Source organism: Streptomyces gilvosporeus, from assembly GCF_002082195.1.
In the GTDB taxonomy this organism is placed as follows: Bacteria; Actinomycetota; Actinomycetes; order Streptomycetales; family Streptomycetaceae; genus Streptomyces; species Streptomyces gilvosporeus.
The window spans coordinates 4,115,058-4,137,120 of sequence record NZ_CP020569.1 but is presented as its reverse complement, the minus strand read 5'-3'; the positions used below and the strand labels follow the sequence as shown (position 1 = coordinate 4,137,120).

Here is a 22,063-nt window from a genome sequence, read left to right as displayed (position 1 = left end):
CCGAGGAGGTTGGCGTGGAGAGCGCAGCGGGCGAGGGAGACGCCGTATTCCGCGGCGAGGGAGACGACGCCGCCTTCCGCGGGGAGGTGCGGGAGTGGCTGTCGCGCCATCTCGTGGGTGCGTACGCCGTATGCGGCGGGGCCGGTGGCCCCGGTAGCGAGCACGAAGGGGTCGCCGTCCGGCGGGCCTGGGAGCGGGAGCTCGGCGCCGGCGGATGGATCGGCATCGGCTGGGACCGGACGTGCGGCGCGTACGGGAACCGGTCCGCGACGCTGACCCAACAGGTGGTGTGGGCCGAGGAATACGCGCGGGCGCGGGCGCCGGGACGGATGGGCCATATCGGGGAGAATCTGCTGGCGCCCACGCTGATCGCCCACGGCGACGACGCGCAGCGGCGCCGGTTTCTGCCGCCCATTGCGCGCGGCGAGGAATTGTGGTGCCAGGGATACAGCGAACCGGAGGCGGGATCGGACCTCGCCGGACTGCGGACGGTGGCCGTAAAGGACCGGGACGGCTATCGCATCAGCGGACAGAAAATCTGGACCTCGCTGGCCGGAGAGGCCGATTGGTGCTTTGTGCTGGCGCGCACCGATACTCGCGAGAAGCGGCACCGGGGACTGTCCTTTCTTCTCGTCCCGATGGACCAGCCGGGGCGGATAGAGGTCCGGCCGATCCGGCAGATGTCGGGGACCGCGGAATTCAACGAGGTGTTCTTCGACGGGGCGCTGGCGCGAACCGGCCATGTGGTGGGTGGGGAGGGCAACGGCTGGCGGGTCGCCATGGCCCTGCTGGCCCGGGAACGCGGCGTCTCGACACTGGTCCAGCAGATCGGCTTCGCCGCGGAACTGTCGGCGGTGGTCGCGGACGCGGTGGCCTCCGGCGCCGTCCGCGACCCCGTCCTGCGGGATCAACTCGTACGGCAGTGGGCCGAGTTGAGGGTCATGCGCTGGAATGCGCTGCGCACCCTGGGCACGGCCGGGGATGCGGGCGCGCCCAGCGTGGCCAAGCTGCTGTGGGGCGGCTGGCATCAGCGGCTGGGAGAGCTGGCGATGCGGGTACGGGGCGCCGCGGCGGCAGTGGGGCCCGCGGCGTGGTCGGCAGAGGCGCCGTACGCACTCGATGCGCTCCAGCGTTCGTTTCTGTTCACCCGTGCCGACACGATCTACGGCGGTTCGGACGAGATTCAGCGCAACATCATCGCCGAGCGCGTGCTCGGCCTGCCCAGAGGGGAGAGGTGATGAGGGGCGTCGTGTTCGACGGCGAGCAGACCCGGGTCGTGGACGATCTGGAGGTCCGGGATCCGGGGCCGGGCGAGGTGCTGGTGGGGATCCGGGCCGCGGGGCTGTGTCACAGCGATCTGTCGGTGGTCGACGGGACCATTCCGTTTCCGGTGCCGGTGGTGCTGGGGCACGAAGGGGCGGGAGTGGTCGAGGCCGTAGGGGCCGGGGTGCAGCATGTGGCGCCCGGGGATCATGTGGCGCTGTCGACGCTGGCCAACTGCGGGGCCTGCGCGGAGTGCGACCGGGGGCGGCCGACGATGTGCCGCAAGGCGATCGGCATGCCGGGCAGGCCGTTCCGGCGCGGGGGCGCGGAGCTGTTCAACTTCGCCTCGAATTCGGCCTTTGCGGAGCGTACGGTCGTCAGGGCGGTGCAGGCCGTGAAGATCCCCGAGGACATTCCGCTGACGTCCGCCGCCCTGCTCGGCTGCGGGGTGCTGACCGGGGTCGGGGCCGTGCTCAACCGGGCCGGGGTGGACCGCGGCGAGGCCGTGGTGGTGATCGGGGCCGGTGGGATCGGGCTCAATGTGCTGCAAGGGGCGCGGATCGCCGGGGCGTCGGTGATCGTCGCGGTGGACGCCAATCCGGCGAAGGAGGCGCTGGCGCGGCAGTTCGGGGCCACGCACTTCATCGATGCGTCGGCGGTGCCGGACGGCGTCAAGGCCGTCAAGGAGATCCTGCCGACCGGGGCCGATCACGTCTTCGAGTGCGTGGGCAGTACGCGGCTGATCCGGCAGGCGATCGATCTTCTGGACCGGCACGGCCAGGCCGTTCTGCTCGGCGTGCCGCCGGCCGGTGCGGAGGCGTCGTTCCTGGTCTCGTCGCTGTATCTCGACAAGTCGATTCTCGGCTGCCGCTACGGGTCGTCGCGTCCACAGCGGGACATCGCGCTCTACGCCCGGATGTACCGGGAGGGGCGGCTGCTGCTGGACGAGCTGGTGAGCGAGACCTACCCGGTCGAGGACTTCGCCAAGGCGGCGGACGATGCGCATCATGGGCGGGTGGCGCGGGGGGTGTTGACGTTCGCGTAGCGGCGCGGAGGCTTTCGCGCGGGGGCGGGCCTAGACGGAGGGGTCGAGCCGCCCGAAGGCGCCCCGGTGGAAGAGCAGGGGGCCGGCCGCGGCGGCGGACGGGTCGGTGGCGAGGGCCTCCACCCGGCCGACCACGATCAGATGGTCGCCGCCGGTGTGCACGGCCTGGATCGTGCAGTCGATCCAGGCCGGGACGTCCGCCAGCCGCGGCGAACCGGTCGCCGGAGCCGCCGTGTAGGCCACCCCCGCGAACTTGTCGGCGCCGCTGACCGCGAACCCGCGGCACAGCTCGCCCTGCCCGGCGCCGAGGATGTTGACGCAGAAGACCCCGGCGCGGGAGATCCGCGGCCAGGTGGTCGACGTACGGGCCACCATGAACGTGACCAGCGGCGGATCGAGCGAGAGCGAAGCGAACGATTGGCAGGCGAAACCGGCCGGACCGTCGCCCCCCGGTGCCGTGATGATCGTGACCCCGCTGGCGAAGTGGCCCAGGACGGAGCGGAACTCGGCCGGGTCGAGCGGCGCCCGTTCGTCGTCGCGGACCGCGCGCAGAGCGGGGCGGGGTGCCGGTCGGTGCGCGGGGCGCGGCGACGGGACGCCGGTGGCGGTGGTCGGAGCGCCCACCGAGCGCAGATATCGCACCGCCGTGGCCGCCATTCCCGCATGTCCCATCATGCGTTCATTGAATCTGATGCAGCGTCAGAAAGGAAGCCTCCGGAGGGGCATGCACCCTCAAGGGTGGTTTGCCGCAACGCACGAGTGACATGGCGGCTCTTCGGCCGAGATCGTGCGGTGCGGCCTGATTGGCTACGGCCCGCACGGGTAGCTTCCACCACGGCCGCCGCCCGGAGCCCAGCACGGGGGAGTACCACCACATGGCCGATGCGACGCCGTCCTCACCCTCGTCCACCGCATCACCCACCTTCGACGAGGTCTTCTGCGGGCTGTTGCCGCGGCTCTACCGTCGTGCGGTGATGCTGGCCGGATCGAGACATTCCGCGGAGGACGTGGTGCATGAGGCGTACCTCAAACTGGCCGCCCGCCCACAGCGTTTCCTCGCGCACCCGGAGCCGTACGCCTACGCCTTCACCACGGTGCTCAACGTCGCCCGCGACGCACACCGCAGGGACCGGCGCCAGGTGCCGGTCGATGCCATGGAGGGCGTCGAGCCGGCCGGGACCGGGGGCGCCACGGGCTTCGGCGGGGCGGCCGGGGTCGGGGCCTGGGACGGCGGGATGGAGCAACGGCATGCCGAACTCGAAGCGGTGCGCCTGCTGGGGCGGTTGTCGCACCGCCAGGCCGGGATCGTCATCCTCGTCGACCTCGACGGCTACACCATCGACCAGGCCGCACAGATCATGAAGGTGCACCGCGGTACCGCCGCCCGGCACCGCGCCCGTGCACTGGACCGCCTGCGCGCCCACCTCGTGGACGCGCGGCACGGACGGGGCGGGAGGTGAGCGGCACGATGAGCGACGGGGACGACGTCGAGGCGCTGCTGCGCGAGCGGCTGCACCGCGCGGACGAGCAGATCGAGGTGCCGGCCGGGCTGTGGGCCCGCATCAAGGAGTCCGGCACGGTCCCGGGGCCCGCGGCTCCCGTGACGTTGACGGGCCGCGTACCACCCGGCACTCCCGTGACGCCCGCGGCTCCTGTCCCAGTTGGTGGATCCGTTCGGCTCGGGCCGTCGCGTCGTCGGGCTTACGCCGTCGTGCTGAGTGTCGCGGCCACGGTGGCCGCGGTGGCGCTGGGCGCGTGGTGGCTGCTGCGGCCGGCCGGCACCGGGCCGCCGCCGGCCGCCGCCGTCCGCGCCGTCCCGATAGCCGTCTACAACAGCGAGGCCGCCTGCCGTCACCTCCGCTCCCTGGAGTGCGCCCTGCGCCTGGCCAAGGACCCGTACGTCCCGTACTCCGAGCCGGGCAACTTCGTGGGCCGGGTCTGGCACGGCGATGTCCTGTCCGCGCACTGCGTGGTCACCGACGGCCGGCTGATCCAGGACGAGGCCGGGGTGACGTCGACCCGCTGGTATCTGGTGACGGCCAGGAAGGGCATGACGGGCTGGCTGCCGGGGGTGCGGACGCGCAATACCCAGGAGGTGCCGGTGTGTTCGCCGGGGGAGGGCCGGCCGTCGGGCGGGCCGTAGCCCGGGCAGGCCGGTGGGGCGTCATCGGGTGGACGTCATCCGCTGGGGGCGCCATCGCCGCGCGTGATGTGGCGCCGCTGCCTCTCCTACCTGCCCCGATACCTGGGGGTGCGGCGTTCCACGAAGGACGCGACCCCTTCGCGGGCGTCGGCCGTCGTCATGGTGATTTCCTGGGCGGCGGCCTCGGCGGCGAAGGCCGCGGTCCGGTCGGCGTCGAGTGAGGCGTTGACCAGCTGTTTGGTCAGGGCCAGCGCGCGGGTCGGGCCGGCCGCCAGCCGTTCGGCCCACTCCCGCGCCGTCTTCGCCAACTCGCCATCCGGTACCACCCGGTTGACCAGCCCCAGCCGCTCGGCCTCCGCGGCCGGTACGGCGTCGCCGAAGAACATCAGCTCCTTGGCGCGCTGCGGGCCGATCAGCCGCGGCAGCAGATAGGCGCCGCCGCCGTCCGGGACCAGCCCCCGCCGTACGAACACCTCCAGGAATCGGGCCGATTCGGCGGCCAGCACCAGGTCACAGGCGAACGCGAGATGCGCCCCGATCCCGGCCGCGGTGCCGTTGACGGCGGCGATCACCGGTTTCTCGCAGTCCAGCACCGCGCCGATGAACCGCTGCGCCCCGCGCCGGATCATTCGCGCGACATCCCCCGCGACCCGTTCGCCCTCCGCCGACGGGGACCCCCGCAGATCGGCTCCGGCGCAGAAGCCCTTGCCGGTCGCGGTGATCACCACGGCCCGTACCTCCGGGTCCGCCGATGCGTCCGCGAGCAGTTCCATGAGGTGTTCCCGCTGGTCCCAGGTGAGGGCATTCATCGCCGCGGGGCGGTTGAGGGTGATCCACGAGACGCCGTTGTCAGTGGCGTGAAGTATCAAGGAATCACGCGGGTCGGCATCGCGCGAGACGGGATCAGGGGAGTCAGGGGAGAGGGAATCCGGGGAGGTTGCCATGGGGACGGCTCCAGGTGGGAGGGGCTGCGGGTGCGGTTACGGGTGCGGGCACCGGCACGGGTGCGGGTGCGGGTGCGGGGCCGGCTTACGCCCCCCGGGACGGACTCTCGCCGTCCGCCCCGTGACACACCGCGAGCGCATCCAGGGCCACGGCGCCCTGCCCCCGCGGGAGGACGACCAGCGGGTTGATGTCCAACTCGGCCAGCTCCGAGCCCAGTTCGAGCGCCATCCGCTGCGCCCGCAGGACGACCTCCACCAGCGCATCGATATCCGCGGGCGGCGCGCCCCGTACGCCGTCCAGCAGGGCATGACCGCGCAGCTCGCCGAGCATGGCGCGCGCCCGGTCCTCCCCGAACGGCGGCACGCCCACCGCGACGTCCCGCAACACCTCCACCAGCACCCCGCCCAGCCCCACCGTCACCGTGGGCCCGAAGAGGCTGTCGTGGGTGACCCCGACGACCATCTCCACGCCCCGCTCGATCATCTGGCAGACCAGCACGCCGTCCAGCGGCACGTCCTCGTAGCGGGCGATGTCCGTGAGCTCGCGATACGCGTCCCGCACCTGGCTGGCCGAGGTCAGCCCGACCTTGACCAGACCGAGTTCGGTCTTGTGGGCCAGCTGCGGCCCGGACGCCTTCAGGACGACGGGATAGCCGACCTGGCTCGCCGCCCGCACGGCCGCCGCCGCGCTGGTCACCAGCTGTTCGCGCGGTACGCGGATGCCGTAGGCGCGCAGCAGCTGCTTGGCCGCGTGCTCGCTGAGCTGCTCGCCCGGCCGCAGCAGGGCCTGCGCCTTGCGGGCGGAAGGGGAGAGCACCCGCGGGGCGTCGTCGAACGGCGAGCGGTAGTCGTCGACGAAGCGGTGGTGGTCGAGGTAGGCGCGTACGGCGGTGATGCAGTTGGCGAAGGTGCGGAAGGTCGCCACGCGCGAGGAGCCGAGGAGGGTGCGGCGGTAGGCGTCCTCGGTGCCGACCGGGGAGCCCCACACCACGCACACCGGCTTGTCCGTCCGCTCCGCCGCGTCCACCAGGTCCTGTGCGAGCGTGTCGCTCATCGGCGGGAACGGCCCGGTGATCGGGCAGATGAGCACGCCGATCGACGGGTCGGCGAGGATCGCGTCGATGATCTTGCGGCCGCGCCAGTCGCCGACCGGGTGCCCGCCGTTGTCGATGGGATTGGCGACGCTCAGATAGTCCGGTATCCACTGGTGCAGCTCGTCCTGCTTGGCCCGGGACAGGGCGGGCAGGTGAAGTCCCGCCGCGGTCGCCAGATCGGAGAAGTGGGCGCCGGTGCCGCCGGAGATCGAATAGACCGCGACGCCCTCCGCGGTGGGTTTCCTGGCGCGGGCCAGCAGCGCCGCGGTGTCCTGGAGTTCGTCGAGCCCGTCCACCCGGATCACGCCGAACTGCCGCATCGCGGCGTCCACGACCTCGTCCGCGCCGGTGAGCTTGCCGGTGTGCGAGGCGGCCATCCGCGCCCCGGTCTCGGTGCGGCCGACCTTCACGGCGACGACCGGCACCTTGTGACGGGCCGCGCGGTCGGCGGCGAGCAGAAAGCTGCGGCCGTCCTTGAGCCCTTCCACATACGCGGCGATGGCGCCGACCTCGGGACGGGAGGCGAAGTACGAGAGGAAGTCGGCGACCTCCAGATCGGCCTCGTTGCCGGTGGGCGCCCAGTGCGAGAGGCGGATGCCCAGCTCCTGGAGGGTGAAGACGGGACGGCCCTGGTGACCGGACTGGGTGATGAGCGCGATGGCCGGGCCGTCGAGGTCCTCGCGGAAGGTCTCGAACGCGTTGAGGTTGGTGTTCGGGCCCAGCAGCCGCAGCCCGGCGCGGTCGACGGCCTGGGCGAGCCGGTCCTGCGCCGCCGCACCGTCCGCGCCGGTTTCGGCGAAGCCGGAGGCGAAGGCGACCGCGAACGCCACCTCGGCGTCTCCCAGCTGCTCGATGACCGGGACGGGGTCGGCGACCAGGAGGACGGCGAGATCGAGGGGTTCGGGGTGGCGTGTGGGGTCAGCGGGGTCAGTGGGGTCGGTGAGATCGGCCAGGTCGGCGACGGAGGCATGGCAGGGCCGTCCGAAGACCTTCTCGCGCCCCGGGTTGACGAGATGGAGCCGGGCGCCGACCCGTTCCGCCCAGGCGATCAGCTGCCGGGTGACACCGGTGTTCGGCCGCCCCTCGCCGTCCGAGGCGCCGATCACGGCCACGGCCCTGGGCCGGAAGAAACGGTCCAGGTCGGGCACCTCGGCGTACAGCGGCCGCCCGCTGACGTCCCGGTCGACCGCCGCGCCGTCCCGCTCCCCGCCGCCGCCCCCGCGCGGCTCGGGCACGCCGTGGACGGTGGGTGGTGGTTGCTCCCCACAGGCCACGACGCGGGCCGGCCGGGAGTGCGTGGTGAGGGTGCCGTGAGTCGATCCAAGCATCGCAGACGCCCGCTCCTGTGTGACGGCTCTATGGCGCCTTGCAGGAGCGCATCCCGCTCCATACCTGACGCCTAGTCAGCTATCAGGTTACTGAACTGACGGCTTGTCAGGAATGGGGCTGCATGGGGAGGTTCTTTGGGGGTGCGGTCAGGGGGGCGGGGGCTTGCGCGCGACCCCGTCATCCGTTGGACTGACGTATCGTCAGGTCTGACCGCGGTCGATCGTGGGGATGGTGCGGCGATGTCAGGGATGTTGCGGTGACGGCGGGGGCGCGGGCCGGAGCGCCGTCGCGCGGGGACGTGCCGGAGGTGGATGCCTTCACCCGGCCGTACTGGGACGCCGCCGCCGAGGGGCGGCTGCTGCTGCGCCGCTGCCGTACGGAAGGCGGCGGATGCGGGGCCGTGCACCACTATCCGCGCGAGTTCTGCCCGTACTGCTGGGGCGAGGACGTCGAGTGGGTGGCGGCCAGCGGGCGCGCCACGCTGTACACGTGGTCCGTGGTGCACCGCAACGACCTGCCGCCCTTCGGCGGCCGGGTGCCGTATGTCGCGGCCGTGGTCGAGCTTGCGGAGGGGCCTCGGATGATGACCGAGGTCGTGGGGTGCGGGGAGGGGGAGGACGCGTTGCGGATCGGGATGCCGCTGATGGTGGCATTCCGGCCGGCGGAAACCCAGGGGGACGGGCCGGGCGAGGGCGGGCGCCCCTTCGCGGTCCCCGTCTTCCGGCCCGCGTGACGAGCCGGCAGACGGTACGACCGGAGCGCCCCGCTGCGGCCAGAGCACCTTGCCACGACCGGAGCACCCCGCTACGGCCAGAGCAGCTCCTTCTCCCAACGCCCGCCCGTATACCGATAGTTGAGTCGTACGTGACGGCGTTGCGCATCCCCCTGGAAGAACTCGACCTCCTCGGCCCGCAGGACGTAGAGGGTCCAGCTGGGGACGGGGGCGTCCGGCTCGCGTCGGGCGCGTTCCCAGGCGGCGTCCGAGGCGTGGGCCAGCTCCTCCAGGGAGCCGAGGACCTCGCTCTGGTGGCCGACCAGCGCCGCGGCCAGCGCGCCCGGTGAACGGCGGTGCAGATCGGCCGCGCTCTCCTCGGGGCCCGCCGCGGTCACCGTTCCCCGGACCCGGATCTGGCGCCCGACCGCCGCCCAGTAGAAGCCCAGCGCGGCCCGCGGCCGGGCGGCCAGCTCGCGGCCCTTGCGGCTGCCCCGGTGGGTGGCGAAATGCCAGCCGCGCTCGTCCGCGTCGTGCAGCATCAAAGTCCGTACGGACGGGTCGCCGGCCACATCCGCTGTGGCCAGCGACATGGTGTGCGGCTCGGGCACACCGGCCTCGGCGGCCTCCCGCAGCCACCGCCGGAAGAGCGGCAGCGGCTCGGCCGGGACCTGTGCGGGGTCGAACGACGGAAGTTCGGTGTCCCAGACCCGCAGCCCGCGCAGCAACTCGCGAAAGGCGCGGGACGCGTCGTCGTCCGGGCAATCCGGCGAATCCGAGGCGGGCGAGGCGTTCTGGCGTGCGGCGGGATCGGCCATGCCAGGCAGCGTACGGGGTGGCGGGCACGGACGAGCCGGTGGAGCGCGCCATCGCTGCGGGCGGCATGGCTGCCCCGCTGAGGGGCGCCCCCGACTGCCGCCCGCGCCCCCGCTACCCCCTCCCCAGCACCACCGTCCCCGACGAGCAGAACCACCCGCCCGTGCCGGAGGCGACGGCGAGCTGGGGCGGTCCGCCGTCGGGCTTGCGGACCTGGCGGTCGGGGGCGTACTCGCCGCGGAGCTGGCGTACGGCCTCGACCAGCAGGAACAGACCGCGCATGCCCGGATGGCAGGCGGCCAGGCCGCCGCCGTCGGTGTTGACCGGCAGCCCGCCGTCCCGCAGCAGACGCCCCTTCTCGACGAACGCGCCGCCCTCGCCCTTGGCGCAGAAGCCCAGATCCTCCAGCGTCACCAGGGTCATGTACGTGAAGGCGTCATAGATCTCGGCGAGGTCGATCTCGTCCGGGCGGACGCCGGCGCGTGCGAAGGCGAGGCGGCCGGAGACCGCGGCCGGGGAGACGGTGAAGTCGTCCCACTCCGACATGGTGGTGTGCGAGACCGCGGTCCCGCAGCCGAGCACCCAGACCGGGGGTGCGGCCAGGTCGGGGACGTAGTCCTCGGCGACGAGAAGGACCGCGCAGCCGCCGTCGGAGCGGATGCAGCAGTGCAGTTTGGTGAACGGGTCGGCGATCATCGGGCCGCCGAGGACGTCGTCGACGGTGATCGGCTCGCGGTACATCGCCTCCGGGTTGGCCGCGGCGTTGGCCCGGGCCTGGACGGCGATCTCGGCCAGCTGCTCCAGGGTGGTGCCGTACTGGTGCATATGGCGGCGGGCGGCCATGGCGTACTTGGCGATCAGGGTGTGCCCGTAGGGGACCTCGAACTGGAGCGGGCCGCGGGCGCCGAAGGAGAGGTTCGCGGTGCGCCGGCCGGCCTTGAGGTCGGCGCGGGCGGTGGAGCCGTAGACCAGGAGGACGGCGTTGGCGTGGCCGGCGGCGATCGCGTCGGCGGCGTGGGCGGCCATGACCTCCCAGGTGGCGCCGCCGACCGAGGTCGAGTCGACCCAGGTGGGGCGCAGGCCCAGGTACTCGGCGACCTCCACGGGCGCGAGGGTGCCCAGTCCGGCGGAGGCGAAGCCGTCGATCACCGACCGGTCCAGGCCGCTGTCGGCGAGCGCCCGGCGGGCGGCCTGGGCATGCAGGGCGTAGGGGGTGGCCTCGTCCACGCGTCCGCAGTCGGACAGGGCCACTCCGGCGACGGCCACTTTGCGGTTGCCGATGGCCGCTGTGCGGTTTCCGGTGGGGTGGGTGCTTCCTGAGGCTCGGGCAGGCCCTGAAGTCATGGATCTGACGGTACATCAGATCCATTGCCTCGGGCAGGGGGAGGGCGTGGCGGGGAGGGCGAGGCGCGGCGGGCTCAGGAAGGGGCGCCCCCGGGGCGACCCTCGCCTCCCGTCCGTCTAGGAAAACGCACCCCCCGTACCTACTATGACGCCCCGTCAGATTCCATGTCCGCCGGGAGGAGCCCGCCGATGGATGCCGCGTTCACCGAGGAGCAGGACGAGATCCGCCGCACTCTGCGCGGACTGCTGCACAAGCGCTGCGGGCCGGACGAGGTCAAGGCGGCGGTGCGGACCCCGCGCGGGTACGACGAGGGGCTGTGGCGGCAGCTGGCGCAGCAGCTGGGGCTCCCGGGGCTGGCGGTGCCCGCGGCGTACGGCGGGGTGGGCTGCGGGCCCACCGAACTCGCCCTGGCCTGCGAGGAGACCGGCCGCGCCCTGCTGCCCTCGCCACTGATCGCCACCGCCGTACTCGCCGCGCCGCTGATCCTGGCCCTGGGCAGCGAGCCGCAGCGCAACGGGCTGCTGCCGGCGCTGGCCGGCGGGGAGCTGACCGCGACCCTCGCCGTACCGGGCGGACGGCTGGCCACGGCGCTGGCGCTCACCGGCCCGAACGGCGGGGACTGGGCGGGCGGCGGCCGCGCGGGCGGCGTCCAGGCGCGCACCCGGGGCGGCACCTGGCGGCTGTACGGGGAGGCCGGGCAGGTCCTCGACGGTCACGGCGCCGACGTCCTCCTGGTGGCCGCGCACACCGGAGGCTTTGCGCACAGCCGCACCCTGATCTATCTCGTACGGGCCGACGCCGCCGGACTCGTACGGACCCGGCAGACCGCGATGGACGAGACCCGGCCGCAGGCGCGCATCGAACTGCGGGACGTGGCCGCCGAGTTGCTGGGCGACGAGGACGGGGACGCGGTGGCGGGTGCGCTGGCCGCCACCGGGGTGGGGGCGGCCGCCGCGTTCGCCGCGGAGGCGGTCGGCGCGGCCGATGCCGCGCTCGCCCGTACCGTCGAGTACGTCCGGGTGCGCGAGCAGTTCGGCCGGCCGATCGGGTCCTTCCAGGCGGTGCAGCACCGGCTCGCCGATCTGTACGTGGCGGTGCAGGCGGCGCGCTCGGCTGCCTCGTACGCGGCCTGGGCGGCGGGCGGTCCCGTGGAGCGCCGTACGGCCGAGCCGGGGGCGGCCGGGCTGGCGCTGGCGCAGGCGCTGGAGGCGCTGCGCAGGGTGGCCGGCGAGGCGGTCCAGCTGCACGGCGGCATCGGCTTCACCTGGGAGCACGAGGCGCATCTCTACTTCAAGCGCGCGGCCTGCGACGAGCTGCTGCTGGGGCCGGTGCACCGGCTGCGCGCACGGGCGGCCGAGGAGGCCGGGCTGTTCACGGCGGAGCCGGGCGCGGCCGGTGCACGAGAGGCGGTCGACGCCTGATGCCCCCGGGGGAGCGGCTGGTGCAGAAGATCTCCTCGACCCGTGCGTTCGCCCGTTGCGCACCGCATGTCATCCCCGCGCTGGACCGCGCCGTCCACCGGCTGACCCGCGGAAAGGTGCTGCTCAGCGCGCAGCTGCTGCCCGGTGTGATCCTGAGCGCGACCGGCGCCAGAAGCGGGCTGGTGCGGCGTACCCCGCTGGCGTGCATGCCGGAGGAGGGCGGGACCTGGGTGCTGGTCGGCAGCAACTTCGGGCGGCCCGGCCACCCCGCCTGGACCGGGAATCTGCTCAAGTACCCCGATGCGGAGGTGAGTTGGCACGGCCGGGACATCCCCGTACGGGCCCGGCTGCTGACGGGGGCGGAGCGAGAGCGGGCCTGGCGGGCGGTGCTGGCCTTCTGGCCGCCGTATGCCGCCTATCAGGCGCGCGTGGAGCGGGAGATCCGGCTCTTCCGCCTCGAACGGCGCTGAGCGCGCGGCGGGCGGGTCGCCGGGGCGGCACTATGCGCAGCGGGTGCCGCCCGGCCCTCTCAAGGGCCGCACGGCACCCGCTGCGGCGGTGCAGCTATGGCAGGACGGCTACAGGACGGATGGCGGCTGCTCGTGACGGCTCCTCGCTCGGCATCGGCGGCTGCGGCGCCGGCGTGCGCCGGTGCGGCGCGCGGGCGGCGTCGGCTGTTGCGCCGGCTATTTGGTCGGCTTCTTGCCGGTGACGCCGAGGTGGACCAGCAGTGCCAGATTCGGCTTGAGCTCGGCCTGTTTGACGCCCCAGCTCTGGAAGCCCTTCTGGTGGCCTGCGACCGCCGCCAGCATCGCGACGATCGAGCCGGCCATGGCCGCCGCGCTCACGTCCTTGTCGACCTTGTTCTTGCTCTGGAGCTCCTCGATGGACTCCGTAAGGGAGTTGGTGACGGCATTGAGGATCTTCATGCGGATCTTGTAGAAGCGCTTGTCGCCCTCGGCCGCGCCCAGATCCACGACGCGCAGAATCGCATCGTTCTTGCGCCAGAAGGAAAGAAAGCCGTCGACGAGCTCCTCCGCCGTCTGCCAGCCGGACTTGCCCACCCAGGGGCGTCCGGCGACAAGACCGGTCAGACTTGCGCCTTCTTTGGCCATCTCCTCGGCGATTTCGAGGACGGCGCCCTCCACGTCCGGGAAGTACTGATAGAACGTTGCGGGTGAAGTCCCCGCTTTTCGGGCCACATCGATGACTTTGACGTCCCGGTAGGGGGACGAACTGAGCATTTCACTGAGGCAGTCGAGCAGCTTCTGCCGCGTTGCCTGACCACGGCGGCCGGCAACTCTGCCGTCGACGGTTCGCACTTGTCCTGTCATGCCGTCAGCTTACCGAGGGGTGATCGGAGCGCGATTTGGCTGCCTGCAAATGGGGACGCGGGAGTTAACGGTGCCCGACCCCTCCTGCCGCCCCGGTTGCGGCCTCCTGCCCGGCCGCGCATCCCCTGGGCGGCGTTTGGTCCGAACTGGTGAATAGTCTTATCAACAGGCTGTGGACAACTTTGGTGGACAAGCGCACGCGGTGTCGGTGGCAAGTACGCGCAGCGTATGGCCCGTTGTGCGCCCGTACGCCGATGACCTGCGTCAACCCGTCAATGAATCGTCCACACGTTCGAGTGCTCGTCGGGCGGGGCGCCCGTACCGCCGTTAGCGTGGACTTATGACTGCACTCGCGGACGGCGCTCCCTGCTGGGCGGACGTCATGCTGCCCGATCTCGAACGGGGCAAGCGCTTCTACGGCGGCCTTCTGGGCTGGACGTTCTCCGAGAGTGCCCCCGTGTTCGGCGGCTACACCCAGGCCCTGCGCAACGGCAAGAGGGCCGCCGGGCTGATGCCCCGCCAGGGCGACCGCGCCCCCACGGCCTGGGGGCTCTACTTCGCGACCCGGGACATCGCGCGCACCGCGGCCCTGATCCGGGTCGCGGGCGGACGGATCCTCACCGAGCCCATGGAGGTCGGCGCACTCGGCGCGATGCTGATCGCGGTCGATCCCTCCGGCGCGGTGTTCGGCGCCTGGCAGGCCGGCGCGCACCGGGGCTTCGAGACCGGCCGGGAGCCCGGCGCGTACCTCTGGATGGGGCTGCACACCCGGGATGCCGCCGCGGCCGACGCCTTCTACGGCACGGTCTTCGGCTTCGAGGGCGTCCCGGACAGTCCGATGGCGCGCCCCGGCTTCCTGCCGTGGCGGCTGCCCGGCCAGGCCCGCGAGATCGGCTGCCGGGTCACGATGGATGCGACCTACCCCGAGGAGGCGCCGACGCATGTCCTCGTCTGCTTCCTCGTCGACGCGATGGACACCGCGGTGCGCACCGCGACCGGCCTCGGTGGCAGCGTGGTCATCCGGCCGCAGCCGACGCCGGGCGGCCCGTTCGCCGTGTTCTGCGACAACCAGGGCGCCGGGTTCGGCGTCATAGGGCTCAGGTGAAGTGGCCCTCGGAGCATCGGAATTGGGCCGGTGGACGAGGGTCGGTGGAGGCGGACGGGTCCAGGGACCGGGCCGGTGCGGACCGGCGGGCACGGAGGTGGAAAAGGGTGGGAGCGCGGGGGAATACGCAGGGTGCGCGCGGTGCTGCACCCAGAAGCGTCGTGCCGTACGGGCGCACGGCGTACGGGACGGCGGCGGTCGGGGACAGCGGCGGCGGTCGGGACGGGGGCGGCATGACCGGTAGGGGGCGGGCGCGCGGAAGCGCGGTGGCTGGGACGGGGGCACGGCCCGGCGGTGGCCGGGGGAGGGCGGGCATCGCATCGGGCCCGCCGCGGCGCGGAATACGGGGCGGAAGACGGGACGGCGCGATACCGGCAACGGCGCGCGGGTGACCGGCGGGTAACCCTTCCGGTGGCCGCTCGTCATCGGACGTATCGACGCACGTCACACGGGTGCCGATGACGCCGGGTAACGGCTGCGGCGGATGTGACGGGGCGTGATCCGTGACACGACGCCCAGCCCCGGGTTCGCACCGATCGGCCGGGCCAGGAAGAATCACCACGCGTACGGCCGTTTCGGCCATGCGGTGAGACGCTGCACGGGGCAGTGGCTCTCGGCAGCTCGTGGCTCTGGAGAGTCTCTTTTACGCCCCACGGGGAGGTGGCAGGCAAGTGGTGGAGCAGCTGAAGCAGCTGACGCAGCACGATCCCCGGCGGATCGGGCCGTTCGAGGTGCTCGGCCGTCTCGGGGCCGGCGGCATGGGTCTGGTCTATCTGGCGCGCTCGGCGTCCGGCCGGCGCGTGGCGATCAAGACGGTGCGCACCGAGCTCGCCGAGGACCAGCTGTTCCGGGTCCGCTTCACACGCGAGGTCGAGGCGGCCCGCGCGGTCAGCGGCTTCTACACCGCGGCGGTGGTGGACGCCGATCCGCGGGCGGCGGTGCCGTGGCTGGCGACGGCGTACGTCCCCGCGCCCTCCCTGGAGGAAATAGTCAATGAATGCGGTCCGCTGCCGGCCCAGGCGGTGCGCTGGCTGGCGGCCGGTATCGCCGAGGCGCTCCAGTCCATCCACGGCGCGGGCCTGGTGCACCGCGACCTGAAGCCGTCGAACGTCCTGGTGGTCGAGGACGGCCCCCGGGTCATCGACTTCGGTATCGCCTCCGGGGTGTCCAACACCCGGCTGACCATGACCAACGTGGCCGTCGGCACCCCGGCGTACATGTCGCCCGAGCAGGCCCGCGACTCACGCAGCGTGACGGGCGCCAGCGATGTCTTCTCCCTGGGCTCGACGCTGGTCTTCGCCGCCACCGGGCATGCGCCGTTCCACGGCGCCAACCCCGTCGAGACGGTCTTCATGCTGCTGCGCGAGGGCCCGGACCTGACGGGGCTGCCGGAGGAGCTGCGGCCCCTGATGGAGTCCTGTATGCAGATGGAGGCGGCCCACCGGCCGTCCCCCGCCGATCTCCAGTCCCAGCTCGCGCCCCACCTCTTCAGCTCCGGCAGCGACGACAGCGGTACGGCCTCGGCCTGGCTGCCGCCGGGCGCGGTGGCCCTCATCGAGCAGCGCCGCGGCGGCCGCTCCGCCGTCCCGGGCGCCGCCCAGCGCGCCTCCTCCGACCGCGGCGCGCCCCGTACGCCCCCTGCGCCGCCGGCCCCGCCCGCGCCCGCTCCGCAGCCCGTAACGGCCCCGCCGCGCCCCGAGAGCGCACCGACCGGCGGCGCCGCGCCCGCCGGCGGAACCGGCTGGTCGGGCCGGCTCGGCGCGGGCCCCGGCGCGCACCGCGGCGACCCCCGCTCCGGCGGCCCCGGCCCGATGCCGCCGCCCGCCCCGCTGGGCCCGGACGCCTCGACCGCCCGGGTGACCCCGGTCTCCGCGGCCCCGCCGCCCGCCGCGTCCCCGGAGGGCGGCCCGGTCCGTCTCGCGGGCTCGCCCGCCCCGATAGGGCCCGGCCCGCGCGCCGCCGAGGCCCGCGAACCGCAGCCGCACGCCCAGGCCGGTGCCGCCACGAACTGGGTGCGGCCGCCCGGTGGCGCACCGTCCGCCGCCCTGCCCCACCAGGGCAACGGCGCCGAGGCCGCGCCGCCCCCGCCGCCCGAGCAGCCGACCGCCGAGCCGGGCCGCTGGCGCCCCTGGCGCTTTCGGATGTCCAACGACGTCTGGGGCACTCCTGAGGTCTCCGGCGATCTGCTCTACGTCACCTCCTTCGAGGTGCACGCCCTCGATGTGGCCAGCGGGCGGCGGAAGTTCAAGACCCGCGATGTGGCGTGGGCGATGGCCGTCGCCGACGGCCGTGTCCATGCCTCCGACGGCCCGAGCCTGTATGCGCTCGACGCCGACGACGGTTCCGAGCGCTGGCGGATCGCCGCCGACGGCTGGGTCTATGCCCTCCAGGTCGAGCGCGGCACGGTCATCACCAGCACCCGCGGCGGCGGCGTACAGGCGTGGGAGGCCGGCACCGGCGAGCGGCTGTGGGAGACCGCCGGCGCCCAGACCGACTTCGAGACCGCCGAGGCCGGGCCCGTCCTGCACGACGGCACGGTGTACGTATGGGCCGACGCCCGGCTCAAGGCGCTGGAGGCGCGTACGGGCGCCGAGCGCTGGTCGTACCCGGTGGGCGACGCCGCGTCCTGCGGCGGGGTGCCGATGCGGCTGCTGCCCGCGCCCGACGGTGTGGTCTATGTGGTCGCCGGGACGCGGGTGCTGGCGCTGGACAGCGCCCGCGGCGAGGTGCGCTGGCACTTCGAGGCGCCCGCGGTGTTCCTCAGCCCGCCCGCCTTCGCCCCCGGTCCCGCCGTCACCGGCGGCGGGATCTACCTGGCGGACTACCTCGGCACGGTCTACGCCCTGGATCCGTCCGACGGCCGCGACCGCTGGCGGATCGCCACCGAGGCGCGCCAGTCCACCGAGCCGGTGCTGGTGGCCCACGGCGCCGTCCATCTGGGCAGCGGCAAGGCGCTCTACACCCTGGATGCGGTGACCGGCACCCCGCGCTGGCGGTTCCAGGCGGGTGCGGAGGTCGTCGGCGCACCGGTCGTCGCCGAGGGCCGGGTGCACTTCGGCTCCGCCGACCACTGCCTGTACACGCTGGACGCGATGGGCGGCCAGCTGCGCTGGAAGCTGGCGACCGGCGGCGAGATCACCGGCTCGCCGGTGGCGGTCGGCGGCGTGGTCTACGCGTGCAGCAAGGACCGCTGTGTGTACGCGCTGGATGCGGCGAAGGGGACGGGGCAGGCCCGCCGCCCGGCGTAACGCCTGTCGGGACGCGACATCTACGGGGCGCGTGGGGCTGCTACTCCCCTTCCTCCGGCGGCCGTTGGCTGTCGCGTTGCCGCTGTTCCCTGGCCCACTCCACCGGCGGCGTGGGCGGCTGGCGCCGCGTCGTCCGCGTCGGGGGAGGAGCCGGGTGGGGCCACGGTTCGGTGGACGGCTCATGCGGCGGGCGCCCGCCGCCCGCTTCCCGGCCGACGTCCTCCGGGCGGGCCCCTTGCGGGCCGAAGCCGGGACCGTAACCGGGCCGGGTCAGCGGCCGGGTCTCCGGCCCCTCGTCCGGCGGCTCGCTCTCGTAGCCGTACTGGTCGTGCGCATACCGGTCCTGGGCGTACGGGTCGCCGCCGTACTGGTCATCGGCGTGCTGCTCCGGGGTCCACTCCTGGTGCGCCGGGTCATGCGTCACCGGGCGCCCCGGGTCCCAGGGTTCGGAGGCCGCCGGGGGAGGCGGCGGGGCAGCCGCCCGCTCGTCGTGGCGGCCGTACCCGTCGTCGTACCCCTGGTCGTAGCGCGGCGCGGCCCGGCGGTCGGCGACCCGGCTGCCGCGGCCGCTCATCACCAGGGCGCCGAGCAGTATCAGCGCACCCCCGCCCAGGGCGTTGGGCACGCCCACGCCCAGGCCGTGGGCGCCCGCGGTCAGTTCGCCCGCCGCCTGCCCCTGGCGGACCATCCACACGATGGTGAAACCCAGCACGATGATCCCCGCGAACGCGACCAGCAGCCGGGAGCGCAGCGCCACGCCGACCAGGGTCAGCAGGCCCGCGAAGGCCAGCGGCAGAAAGAGGGAGCCGTAGAGGGAGGCACGGTTGTCGCTGATGCCGTTGAAGAGGTCCTCGATACGGAAGCTGCTTCCGTGACGGCCGTCGTACCAGGGACGGAAGGGGCTCCAGACGGCGGCCGTCGCTCCGATGAGGGCGATCAGGGACCCGATCACGTTGCGCACCATCGGCGTCGCCTCGCTTCGCATCGTCCTGAGGTCCTCCGGGACCGACGCTACGCCTGACCCTCCGCGCTCGCTATCTCACCGGCCCTTTCGGGCCCCCGCCGGACTGTCACCGGCCCTTGCTAGGGTGCCGTGCACGCGTCATGCAACGCATGGCGCCGTCATCACGTCTTATGGGGGATGGGCAAAAGGCATGAAGCTGCGCATGCGCACACGAGGCGCCCAGGGCATACAGAGCGGGCGGCGTACGGGGACGCGGGTGCTCGCCGCCGCGGGAATGGCACTGGCCACCGTCGCGACGGTCGGCGGCTGCGCCCTTCCCGGCGCGGACATCAAGGTGCCGAGCCCGACCCTGAGCGCCTCGGACAGCTACAACCCGAACGACCCGACCCCCTCCGAGACCCCCACGGACGAGGACACCTACTCGCCCGAGCCCGAGAACACCGAGGAGACCTTCGACCCGGACGGCCGCAACGACGTCACCGGCAAGGACTGTGACTTCTCCCGCTCGCTGGGCCAGTTCACGTACACGGTCTCGATCACCAACCCGTCCAGCCAGAACACCTACTCCTACGACATGGTGGTCAACTGGATGAAGGCGAAGCCGGCGGACGGCAAGGCATGGGGCGTGCATCAGCGCAGCATCACCGTCGGTCCCGGCGACACCGAGACGTACACCGCGAAGTACTCCGTGAACTGGGGCAACAACTACGGGCAGTTCTGGTACACCTGCCAGATCACGCGGGCGGAGAAGACCAAGCTCTGACCCGGCCCTGGGGGGTCAGCGCACCCGGTGGTCCCGGGTGCGGGCCGCGAACAGCCGGGCCTGGAGCTCCGGCGCCGCATTGCCGAGCGCGATCAGCTGCGGCGCCGCCGCCAGCGCCTGCGCACGGGCCGCCTCGCGCGCCGACCACACCGCCCGTACGGTCCCCTGGACGGCGGCCGTGGGGTAGTCGGCGATGACCGCGGCCGCCCGCAGCGCGGCCGCCACCGCCTCGCCGTCCGGGACGACCTCCGACACCAGCCCGGTCTCGTGCGCCCGCGCCGCCGAGAGCCGCTCCGCCGTGCCCATCAGCGCCATCCGCGCCACCTCGCCGAACGGCATCCGCTGCGCCATGCCGATCGCCTCGTAGGCGCTGACCATGCCGTACGTCGTATGGGGATCGAAGAAGGTGGCCGACGCGGCGGCGATGAGGAATTCGCACTCGCCCAGCAGATAGAACGCGCCGCCGCAGGCCATGCCGCCGACGGCCGCGACAACCGGCTTCCACAGGTCGTTGGCCTTCGGGCCGATGGTCAGCAGCGGATCGTCGATCGCGTACGGGGAGGCGGGCTGGGGCACGCGGACGGACCGGTCGATGCCGGTGCAGAAGGCGCGTCGGCCCGCTCCGGTCAGGACCACCGCGCGGATCGCGTCGTCGCGGCGGATCGCCCGCCAGGTGGCGGCGAGGGCGGCGGCGGTTTCCAGGTCGATCGCGTTGTGCCGTTCGGGCCGGTCGATCGTCACCAGTGCGACGCCGTCGTCACCGGGGGTCTCGACGCGGACGGTGGGGGTCATGGGCGCTCCAGGAGCCAGCGGGGCACGGTCACGCCGCCGGGAAGGGTGTGGAAGGCGACCTTCACCGGGGCGCCGATGCGCAGCCGGGCCGGGTCGACGGAGTTGAGGGGCGCGTCGGCGGCGGCGACGAGATTGCCGACGAGGCGGATACGGGGGGCCTCGGCCAGTTCCACCACGATCGCGTTGTAGCCGGGCCGGGCCGCGTAGGCGGGCAGCAGCGGGGGGTGCGGCAGCACATACGACCAGATCCGGCCGCGGCCGCTCATCTTCTGCCAGCGGGCGGCGAAGGACTGGCAGTGCGGGCAGCAGGGGCGCGGCGGGAAGCGCAGCTCGTCGCAGTCGGCGCAGGTCTGGATGCGCAGTTCGCCGCGGGCAGCGTGGTCCCAGAAGGGTGCGCCGTCGTCGTCGGGGACGGGAAGCAGCAGGTCGGGGGCGGGGTCGGGGCCATTGTCAGTGGGGGGTGCCACGCTGGGTGACATGACTTCACGAACGGATGCACGCAGCGACTCTCCAGAGCTCATCGGCCGTCAACTCCTCAGCAGCAGGGCGGAGGTGGGGACTCCCTCGCCCGCGGTGACCAGGCAGGTGGCGGCGTCCGGTATCTGCGCGGTGCTGGTGCCGCGCAGCTGCTTGACGCCTTCGGTGATCAGGTTGAAACCGTGCACATACGCCTCGGACAGGCCCCCGCCGCCGGTGTTGAGGGGGAGCCGGCCGCCGATCTCCAGCGCACCGCCTTCCGTGAACGCCGCGCCCTCGCCGCGGCCGCAGAAGCCGTAGCCCTCCAGGGAGAGCGGGATGAGGGGGGTGAACGCGTCATAGATCTGTGCCACGTCGACGTCCTGCGGTCCGAGGTCGGCGCCCTTCCACAGTTGGCGGGCGGCGGTCCAGGCGGGGCCGGTGAGGGGGTCGTCGTTCCAGTAGTTGACCATGCCGTGGTGCTGGGCGGGCAGGCCCTGGGCGGCGGAGTGGACGTAGACGGGCCGGTGGCGGCAGTCGCGGGCGCGCTCGGCCGCGACGACGACGCAGGCCAGCGCCCCGTCCGTCTCCAGGCAGTTGTCGAAGAGGCAGAGCGGCTCGCTGATCCAGCGCGCGGTCATATACATCTCGCGGGTCAGCGGGCGGTCGTACATGATCGCGGCCGGGTTCTGGTTGGCCCGGTTGCGGCAGGCGAGCGCGACGTTGAAGAGATGGTCGCGGGTGGCGCCGTATTCGTGCATATAGCGGCGGGCCAGCAGGCCGATCTCGTCGGCGGGGCGCAGCAGTCCGAAGGGGCGGGTCCACTGCGCCGGGGTCGGCAGCTGGACCTGGGTGTTCTTCCAGGGCCGCGGCCCGGAGCCGCGTTTGCGCGAGCGCCAGGCGACGCCGACGTTCGCCTGCCCGGTGGCGATGGCCGCGGCCAGATGGGCCACGGTCGCACATGAACCGCCGCCGCCGTAGCCGACCTTGGAGAAGTGGGTGACGTCCCCGGCGCCGATGGCCTTGGCGATCTCGACCTCGTCCGTCTCCTCCATGGTGTACGAGGCGAACGCGTCCACCTCCGACGGGGCGATCCCGGCGTCGTCCAGCGCCGCCACGATCGCCCGGCACGCCAAAGCCTTTTCGGATTCCGGGAGTTGTTTGGCAAAAGGAGTCTGTCCGATGCCGGCTATCGCCGTAGCGTCCTTGAGGGTCGCCCCCATCGCCACCTCCGTGGTCGGCGGTCAGTGCTGACAGCCGAGGAGGCTACCGCTAATCTGACGGACAGT

At 73.1% G+C, this 22,063-nt stretch carries 20 protein-coding genes; 10 read left to right on the top strand and 10 right to left on the bottom strand.

All coding sequences use genetic code 11. From position 1 onward, the window contains the following. Positions 1 to 14: 14 nt before the first annotated feature. Complete coding sequence (locus B1H19_RS18160; RefSeq protein ID WP_107426040.1) at positions 15 to 1,238, top strand: acyl-CoA dehydrogenase family protein; 1,224 nt, start codon at positions 15 to 17, stop codon at positions 1,236 to 1,238. Further along, positions 1,238 to 2,308: a Zn-dependent alcohol dehydrogenase gene (locus B1H19_RS18155; protein WP_083105733.1), complete on the top strand. Its 1,071-nt coding sequence runs from the start codon at positions 1,238 to 1,240 to the stop codon at positions 2,306 to 2,308. The genes B1H19_RS18160 and B1H19_RS18155 overlap by 1 nt, the downstream gene beginning before the upstream one ends. Positions 2,309 to 2,338: 30 nt before the next feature. Here B1H19_RS18155 and B1H19_RS18150 read toward each other — a convergent pair whose 3' ends face one another. Beyond that, positions 2,339 to 2,965 carry a flavin reductase family protein gene (locus B1H19_RS18150; RefSeq protein WP_083105732.1) on the bottom strand — a complete coding sequence of 209 codons (627 nt, stop codon included), beginning with the start codon at positions 2,963 to 2,965 and terminating at the stop codon, positions 2,339 to 2,341. A 218-nt stretch (positions 2,966 to 3,183) separates the two neighbouring features. Between B1H19_RS18150 and B1H19_RS18145 the strand changes: the two genes are divergently transcribed. Both B1H19_RS18145 and B1H19_RS18140 read left to right on the top strand, forming a co-directional pair. Continuing rightward, positions 3,184 to 3,768 carry an RNA polymerase sigma factor gene (locus B1H19_RS18145; RefSeq protein WP_083105731.1) on the top strand — a complete coding sequence of 195 codons (585 nt, stop codon included), beginning with the start codon at positions 3,184 to 3,186 and terminating at the stop codon, positions 3,766 to 3,768. 8 nt (positions 3,769 to 3,776) lie between these two features. Next, entirely contained in the window at positions 3,777 to 4,451 is a 675-nt protein-coding gene (locus B1H19_RS18140; RefSeq protein WP_083109724.1) for a hypothetical protein, read from the top strand. Positions 4,452 to 4,537: 86 nt separating this feature from the next. On the opposite strand, the gene B1H19_RS18135 is transcribed toward B1H19_RS18140, so the two are convergent. Both B1H19_RS18135 and B1H19_RS18130 read right to left on the bottom strand, forming a co-directional pair. Then, positions 4,538 to 5,395, bottom strand: coding sequence for an enoyl-CoA hydratase/isomerase family protein (locus tag B1H19_RS18135; protein WP_083105730.1), 858 nt, complete (start codon positions 5,393 to 5,395; stop codon positions 4,538 to 4,540). A gap of 85 nt (positions 5,396 to 5,480) precedes the next feature. Then, the gene (locus tag B1H19_RS18130; protein ID WP_083105729.1) at positions 5,481 to 7,817 is read right to left on the bottom strand and encodes an acetate--CoA ligase family protein; all 2,337 of its coding nucleotides are present in this window, start codon (positions 7,815 to 7,817) and stop codon (positions 5,481 to 5,483) included. A 257-nt stretch (positions 7,818 to 8,074) separates the two neighbouring features. On the opposite strand from B1H19_RS18130, the gene B1H19_RS18125 reads away from it, so the two are divergent. After that, a complete protein-coding gene (locus B1H19_RS18125) occupies positions 8,075 to 8,551 on the top strand; it encodes a Zn-ribbon domain-containing OB-fold protein (protein ID WP_203237179.1) in 477 nt (158 codons plus the stop codon). A 71-nt stretch (positions 8,552 to 8,622) separates the two neighbouring features. Here B1H19_RS18125 and B1H19_RS18120 read toward each other — a convergent pair whose 3' ends face one another. Both B1H19_RS18120 and B1H19_RS18115 read right to left on the bottom strand, forming a co-directional pair. Beyond that, positions 8,623 to 9,348 carry a pyridoxine/pyridoxamine 5'-phosphate oxidase gene (locus B1H19_RS18120; RefSeq protein ID WP_083105727.1) on the bottom strand — a complete coding sequence of 242 codons (726 nt, stop codon included), beginning with the start codon at positions 9,346 to 9,348 and terminating at the stop codon, positions 8,623 to 8,625. Between the two features lie 112 nt (positions 9,349 to 9,460). Continuing rightward, complete coding sequence (locus B1H19_RS18115) at positions 9,461 to 10,690, bottom strand: thiolase C-terminal domain-containing protein (RefSeq protein ID WP_083105726.1); 1,230 nt, start codon at positions 10,688 to 10,690, stop codon at positions 9,461 to 9,463. Positions 10,691 to 10,879: 189 nt separating this feature from the next. Between B1H19_RS18115 and B1H19_RS18110 the strand changes: the two genes are divergently transcribed. Together B1H19_RS18110 and B1H19_RS18105 are read left to right on the top strand one after the other, a co-directional pair. Then, entirely contained in the window at positions 10,880 to 12,112 is a 1,233-nt protein-coding gene (locus B1H19_RS18110) for an acyl-CoA dehydrogenase family protein (protein ID WP_083105725.1), read from the top strand. Further along, positions 12,112 to 12,582 (top strand): nitroreductase/quinone reductase family protein, encoded by a 471-nt coding sequence (locus tag B1H19_RS18105; protein ID WP_083105724.1) that lies wholly within the window; start codon positions 12,112 to 12,114, stop codon positions 12,580 to 12,582. Before B1H19_RS18110 ends, B1H19_RS18105 begins: the two co-directional genes overlap by 1 nt. A gap of 216 nt (positions 12,583 to 12,798) precedes the next feature. Here the strand turns inward: B1H19_RS18105 and B1H19_RS18100 are convergent, their stop codons facing one another. Further along, positions 12,799 to 13,446 (bottom strand): TetR family transcriptional regulator, encoded by a 648-nt coding sequence (locus tag B1H19_RS18100; RefSeq protein ID WP_030069569.1) that lies wholly within the window; start codon positions 13,444 to 13,446, stop codon positions 12,799 to 12,801. A gap of 340 nt (positions 13,447 to 13,786) precedes the next feature. Between B1H19_RS18100 and B1H19_RS18095 the strand changes: the two genes are divergently transcribed. Next, positions 13,787 to 14,551: a VOC family protein gene (locus B1H19_RS18095; RefSeq protein WP_237289380.1), complete on the top strand. Its 765-nt coding sequence runs from the start codon at positions 13,787 to 13,789 to the stop codon at positions 14,549 to 14,551. 671 nt (positions 14,552 to 15,222) lie between these two features. Continuing rightward, on the top strand, positions 15,223 to 17,799 hold the full coding sequence (afsK, locus tag B1H19_RS18090; RefSeq protein WP_083105723.1) for a protein serine/threonine kinase AfsK: 2,577 nt from the start codon (positions 15,223 to 15,225) through the stop codon (positions 17,797 to 17,799). A gap of 40 nt (positions 17,800 to 17,839) precedes the next feature. On the opposite strand, the gene B1H19_RS40820 is transcribed toward afsK, so the two are convergent. Beyond that, positions 17,840 to 18,784: a hypothetical protein gene (locus B1H19_RS40820; protein WP_418361453.1), complete on the bottom strand. Its 945-nt coding sequence runs from the start codon at positions 18,782 to 18,784 to the stop codon at positions 17,840 to 17,842. 181 nt (positions 18,785 to 18,965) lie between these two features. Here B1H19_RS40820 and B1H19_RS18080 point away from each other — a divergent pair, with 181 nt between their 5' ends. Next, positions 18,966 to 19,526: a hypothetical protein gene (locus B1H19_RS18080; RefSeq protein WP_107426405.1), complete on the top strand. Its 561-nt coding sequence runs from the start codon at positions 18,966 to 18,968 to the stop codon at positions 19,524 to 19,526. Positions 19,527 to 19,541: 15 nt separating this feature from the next. Here the strand turns inward: B1H19_RS18080 and B1H19_RS18075 are convergent, their stop codons facing one another. From B1H19_RS18075 to B1H19_RS18065, 3 genes are read right to left on the bottom strand one after another with little or no spacing between them, the layout of a single operon-like run. After that, positions 19,542 to 20,318, bottom strand: coding sequence for an enoyl-CoA hydratase/isomerase family protein (locus B1H19_RS18075; protein ID WP_083105720.1), 777 nt, complete (start codon positions 20,316 to 20,318; stop codon positions 19,542 to 19,544). Continuing rightward, positions 20,315 to 20,797: a Zn-ribbon domain-containing OB-fold protein gene (locus tag B1H19_RS18070; protein WP_083105719.1), complete on the bottom strand. Its 483-nt coding sequence runs from the start codon at positions 20,795 to 20,797 to the stop codon at positions 20,315 to 20,317. The genes B1H19_RS18075 and B1H19_RS18070 overlap by 4 nt, the downstream gene beginning before the upstream one ends. 48 nt (positions 20,798 to 20,845) lie before the next feature. Beyond that, positions 20,846 to 21,997 (bottom strand): lipid-transfer protein, encoded by a 1,152-nt coding sequence (locus B1H19_RS18065; RefSeq protein ID WP_083105718.1) that lies wholly within the window; start codon positions 21,995 to 21,997, stop codon positions 20,846 to 20,848. Positions 21,998 to 22,063: the final 66 nt, after the last annotated feature.

Excerpts from the sequence above, each read along its gene's own strand:
- B1H19_RS18145 (WP_083105731.1), top strand. The coding sequence starts at position 3,184 with ATGGCCGATGCGACGCCGTCCTCACCCTCGTCCACCGCATCACCCACC.
- B1H19_RS18120 (WP_083105727.1), bottom strand. The coding sequence starts at position 9,348 with ATGGCCGATCCCGCCGCACGCCAGAACGCCTCGCCCGCCTCGGATTCG.
- B1H19_RS18075 (WP_083105720.1), bottom strand. The coding sequence starts at position 20,318 with ATGACCCCCACCGTCCGCGTCGAGACCCCCGGTGACGACGGCGTCGCA.
- B1H19_RS18105 (WP_083105724.1), top strand. The coding sequence starts at position 12,112 with ATGCCCCCGGGGGAGCGGCTGGTGCAGAAGATCTCCTCGACCCGTGCG.
- B1H19_RS18100 (WP_030069569.1), bottom strand. The coding sequence starts at position 13,446 with ATGACAGGACAAGTGCGAACCGTCGACGGCAGAGTTGCCGGCCGCCGT.
- B1H19_RS40820 (WP_418361453.1), bottom strand. The coding sequence starts at position 18,784 with ATGCGAAGCGAGGCGACGCCGATGGTGCGCAACGTGATCGGGTCCCTG.
- B1H19_RS18070 (WP_083105719.1), bottom strand. The coding sequence starts at position 20,797 with ATGTCACCCAGCGTGGCACCCCCCACTGACAATGGCCCCGACCCCGCC.
- B1H19_RS18095 (WP_237289380.1), top strand. The coding sequence starts at position 13,787 with ATGACTGCACTCGCGGACGGCGCTCCCTGCTGGGCGGACGTCATGCTG.
- B1H19_RS18130 (WP_083105729.1), bottom strand. The coding sequence starts at position 7,817 with ATGCTTGGATCGACTCACGGCACCCTCACCACGCACTCCCGGCCGGCC.
- B1H19_RS18150 (WP_083105732.1), bottom strand. The coding sequence starts at position 2,965 with ATGGCGGCCACGGCGGTGCGATATCTGCGCTCGGTGGGCGCTCCGACC.
- B1H19_RS18135 (WP_083105730.1), bottom strand. The coding sequence starts at position 5,395 with ATGGCAACCTCCCCGGATTCCCTCTCCCCTGACTCCCCTGATCCCGTC.
- B1H19_RS18080 (WP_107426405.1), top strand. The coding sequence starts at position 18,966 with ATGCGCACACGAGGCGCCCAGGGCATACAGAGCGGGCGGCGTACGGGG.
- B1H19_RS18065 (WP_083105718.1), bottom strand. The coding sequence starts at position 21,997 with ATGGGGGCGACCCTCAAGGACGCTACGGCGATAGCCGGCATCGGACAG.
- B1H19_RS18155 (WP_083105733.1), top strand. The coding sequence starts at position 1,238 with ATGAGGGGCGTCGTGTTCGACGGCGAGCAGACCCGGGTCGTGGACGAT.
- B1H19_RS18140 (WP_083109724.1), top strand. The coding sequence starts at position 3,777 with ATGAGCGACGGGGACGACGTCGAGGCGCTGCTGCGCGAGCGGCTGCAC.
- B1H19_RS18110 (WP_083105725.1), top strand. The coding sequence starts at position 10,880 with ATGGATGCCGCGTTCACCGAGGAGCAGGACGAGATCCGCCGCACTCTG.
- B1H19_RS18115 (WP_083105726.1), bottom strand. The coding sequence starts at position 10,690 with ATGACTTCAGGGCCTGCCCGAGCCTCAGGAAGCACCCACCCCACCGGA.